At 47.1% G+C, this 3,787-nt stretch carries 3 protein-coding genes; 2 read left to right on the top strand and 1 reads right to left on the bottom strand.

The features are described 5' to 3' along the window. Window positions 1-287: 287 nt before the first annotated feature. Complete coding sequence (locus BLQ98_RS17910; RefSeq protein WP_093734536.1) at window positions 288-1,484, bottom strand: hypothetical protein; 1,197 nt, start codon at window positions 1,482-1,484, stop codon at window positions 288-290. A gap of 171 nt (window positions 1,485-1,655) precedes the next feature. Between BLQ98_RS17910 and BLQ98_RS17905 the strand changes: the two genes are divergently transcribed. Continuing rightward, entirely contained in the window at window positions 1,656-2,618 is a 963-nt protein-coding gene (locus BLQ98_RS17905) for an anti-phage phospholipase (protein WP_093734535.1), read from the top strand. After that, complete coding sequence (locus BLQ98_RS17900) at window positions 2,618-3,502, top strand: anti-phage nucleotidyltransferase (RefSeq protein ID WP_208596103.1); 885 nt, start codon at window positions 2,618-2,620, stop codon at window positions 3,500-3,502. Before BLQ98_RS17905 ends, BLQ98_RS17900 begins: the two co-directional genes overlap by 1 nt. Window positions 3,503-3,787: the final 285 nt, after the last annotated feature.

Below are 3,787 nucleotides of genomic sequence, written 5' to 3'. Positions count from 1 at the left end.
AAACAATGCTTCTATTGAAAGAAAGTCATATGAGCTTCCTTGGGCTTGATGCGGGCTCGCGGTGACGCAGCGCGCGTTTCTTCTAAGCAGGTGTACAGGCCCGTCGCCACTCACGGCCCAGAGCTGCCATTCATCACCACCTCAAGTGCTGCGATGGGGCCCGTCAAAGCGGCCATTGGTGCATGGTGCAGCATTTTGGTAGGCAGAAAAGTCGGTGTGCGGACTTGGCGGCCTTATATATTAACCGCACCAAGCAATTTGAGTCCGCACCTAAGGTATGCATGATGCTATTTAGCTTTGCCGTTCGCCCCCTTGGCAAAGGGCTTTAATCTAAGGAATACTGCTTCTGGTGAAAGGTCCTCATCGTAGCCGAACTCCACCATTTTCACCCCTGCCTCTTTAGCTTTCTGTCGTTTCTCTTCATCCCTCTGGACGGTTGCTTGGAACCCTACTTCGCCTCCAAAGTGTTCGATAGGAAAGTAATGTTGCTCGCCGTTGTACTCTACAGCTAAGTTGTAATCTGGTATAAAGATATCGAAACGCTGGCGACCTAACCAGTCTGGACTGGCCTGATGCAAAACGTCTACGTCTGGAAAGAGGGAACGCACTAACCGCAACAAGTTTGCCTCAGCTATCCAGCCCTCACCAATATGCGGGATGCCTAATCTGTCCCGTATCGAGTTTTCCGCCGCTCTCCAGTCAAACCCATTCCCCATAGCAAAGGCTTGGAGGTAAAACTGGTAGTAGGCGCGAACCTCGCTTTTGCCCCGCTCATAAGCACCTGTGGTACTTGGGACACCTCGGCAAAGGTGGCATATTTCCGTCTTGTATGTGGTTCGTGATAACAGGTCTTTGAATGGCTCATCGTTGTAATTTGGTCGAGAAATGGAATGTTCCGCGATGCCTCTGAAGCACTCACAGATGTACTGCTTAGCACATACAAAGCATTGGAAGTGAAGCATGATTGCCTGATATACAGGCAAAAGAGTATCCGCTTTGCAGGTGCATTTCTTCACTATGGCGTAGTTTACCGGTAACGCCTCTTTCGGAATGACCACATAGCCAAATCTGAGGGTGATCCGATCCCACTTTTTCATCGGCTTTATTTTTACCAGCGGTTTTGGGGCTGCATCAGGAAACCAATGGTCTAATCGTGTTCCAAATGAACAAACGATCTCTAGGTCTGACACCAAACAGTTCTTTACTATGTCAAACTCTACCTTGAGGCCGGATACGTGGAAGTCACCAATATCTTGAATGTGTTTCAGCGAAACACCGTTGCTATATGAACCTTTGTGAAAGCAGGTGATGTTCATTTTGTCGTCTACCTTGAGCTTCAAAAGATCAGTACCCAAGTTGCACTGGAACGCACGGTTAAGACCAGCTTTCACACCGTCCTTCAAAGTATTAGTGAAATGTGTGTCGCCCCAGCCCTCAAAAAAGTCTGGAAAGTCTTCGGATATGAAGCCAATTTCAATCTGCATTTGTGAGTCCAACAGCCATTAGCATATTTCTGCCCTGTCCATCCGATCTTGTCACTCGATATCGCAAATCGGGCTGCTGAAAACGGAGAGTTTTAACCAAGGTCAATTCAACACCTTGTGATGGGCAATTGTATGCCTACATGGATTGGTATCCGTGGATAGGAGGTCAGTATGGCCGAAGCAGTAAAACCAGTAGCCGATAGACCTTTTAACTGTCGAATCCTGAGCCTTGATGGCGGTGGGGCAAAGGGGTTCTATACTCTGGGCGTCTTACGTGAAGTTGAGGGCTTGTTGGGTGGACCGCTATACAAACACTTCGACCTCATCTTTGGGACCAGTACCGGCTCGATAATCGCATCACTCCTGGCGCTTGGCTACGACGTAGAGGCTATACACAAGCTTTACTGCGAACACGTACCTAAGATTATGAAGAAGCGGTTTGCCAAAGGCCGTTCAGCCGCTTTGAAGGCGCTTGGCGAAACGGTATATGGGAAGAAGACTTTCGAGGACGTAAAAACGGGCTTAGGAGTTGTCACCACTAAATGGCAGATTGAAACGCCAATGATCTTCAAAGGCAGCGTAGATCAAGCACATGGGCGTGTCGGGACCTTCAAAGCTGGGTTTGGATGTACCATTTCTGACGCTGTTCAAGCATCCTGTTCTGCCTATCCTTATTTCAAACGGCAAATAGTCAAGACCGCAATGGGTGATTATATCGAGCTTGTGGATGGGGGATACTGCGCCAATAACCCCACCCTGTACGGAATTGCAGATGCTGTGGCTGCTTTGAAGTACGATCCTAGTGATTGTCGGGTTTTAAGCATCGGTTGTGGAAACTACCCCAAACCGAAAGAAGGTTGGCATAAGCGCCTATATCGTCGAGTTTTACCGACTCTACCTGTGCTGGATAAGACCATGGCAATTAACGTCGCATCAATGGAACAGCTCAGACTCATTCTTTTTAAAGACGTTCAAACCGTTCGAATAAACGATACATTTGAGAGGCCCGAGATGGCCACTGATCTCTTTGAGCACAATCTGCAAAAGTTAAACGACTTGCGGCAACGCGGTGCGGAATCCTTCGCCTCACGTGAAGAAGATATCAAACAACTACTTTTAAAGGAAAACGCATAATGGCTGTATCAGAGGCTCAACTCGCAACTTGGGCGCATCAAGGATCTGTCACCCAGTCTGCATCAACATATCAAGCAGTCAAGGCAGCGTTGGAGGACACAAACGCGCCATTTAACAATCGAAGCTTTGACGTTTTTCTTCAAGGCTCCTATGGAAACGACACAAACATTTATGCCGATAGCGATGTGGATATTGCAATTCGACTTTCATCTACTGTTTATAGCGACACTTCTGAACTCGAAACTTCCGAACTACAGAAATATAATGGGGAATTTTCCCGTGCTGAATATCAACTTTCAGACTTCAAGACTGATGTATTGGCTTGGCTAAAGTATAAGTTTGGCAACAGCGTCGAAAATGGAAAGAAGGCAATTCGCATTCCTGCAAATGGTGCTAGGAGAGATGCAGACGTATTAGTCTGCGCTAAGCACTTACAATACGGCAAGACACGACAGTACTTTAATGATGGAATTATATTTTGGACGACTGACGGTGTAGAAATTATTAACTATCCAAAGCAACACCTTCAAAATTGCACTACCAAGCATCAAGCTACACACAACCGTTTTAAGTCAAACGTTAGGGTTATAAAGAATATGCGGAACCGCATGATTGACCTTGGAAGGCTCAAGGGTGACGTTGCTCCGTCATATTTCTTGGAAGGGATGCTTTGGAACGCGCCGGATCATCTTTTCACCAACAGTTATCAATCGACATTCGAAAACTACATTAACTGGTTGGATGATGCTAACTACATGGACTTGACCTGCGCGAATGGGATTCATTGGTTACTTCGAGATGGACATCCAGTTTGCTGGCGAAAAGAAAAATTCGATGCCTTTCGTGTTGCGGCAGTTCAATATTGGAACCAACCTAACCAATAATCGTCATCTCACCACTTTCAAATTTCAACCTAACAGCCAGACCAAAGTTGTGACCACCGCGACTGCCTCTAATGACCCACCAGTAATCTTGGCGATCATCTCGCCCCAATGTGCAGCCTTTTCTACAGGTCTGCTTTAGCAAGCGAGGCGAGGAACTTCTGCAAATGCGGCGAAGGACCTGTTTCCGCCCCTCTCGACTGAAGGGGCTGCCACTTTGCCCTCACCTTCTCTCGCTAAATGCCTCGAACATACTGTCGAAGATCTTGGCTTTTTCACTTTCTGACA

Source organism: Sulfitobacter litoralis (assembly GCF_900103185.1).
GTDB classification, from domain to species: domain Bacteria; phylum Pseudomonadota; class Alphaproteobacteria; order Rhodobacterales; family Rhodobacteraceae; genus Sulfitobacter; species Sulfitobacter litoralis.
Note: the sequence above shows the minus strand (reverse complement) of the source record. Positions and strands in the feature narration are given on the sequence as shown.

Excerpts from the sequence above, each read along its gene's own strand:
- BLQ98_RS17910 (WP_093734536.1), bottom strand. The coding sequence starts at position 1,484 with ATGCAGATTGAAATTGGCTTCATATCCGAAGACTTTCCAGACTTTTTT.
- BLQ98_RS17905 (WP_093734535.1), top strand. The coding sequence starts at position 1,656 with ATGGCCGAAGCAGTAAAACCAGTAGCCGATAGACCTTTTAACTGTCGA.
- BLQ98_RS17900 (WP_208596103.1), top strand. The coding sequence starts at position 2,618 with ATGGCTGTATCAGAGGCTCAACTCGCAACTTGGGCGCATCAAGGATCT.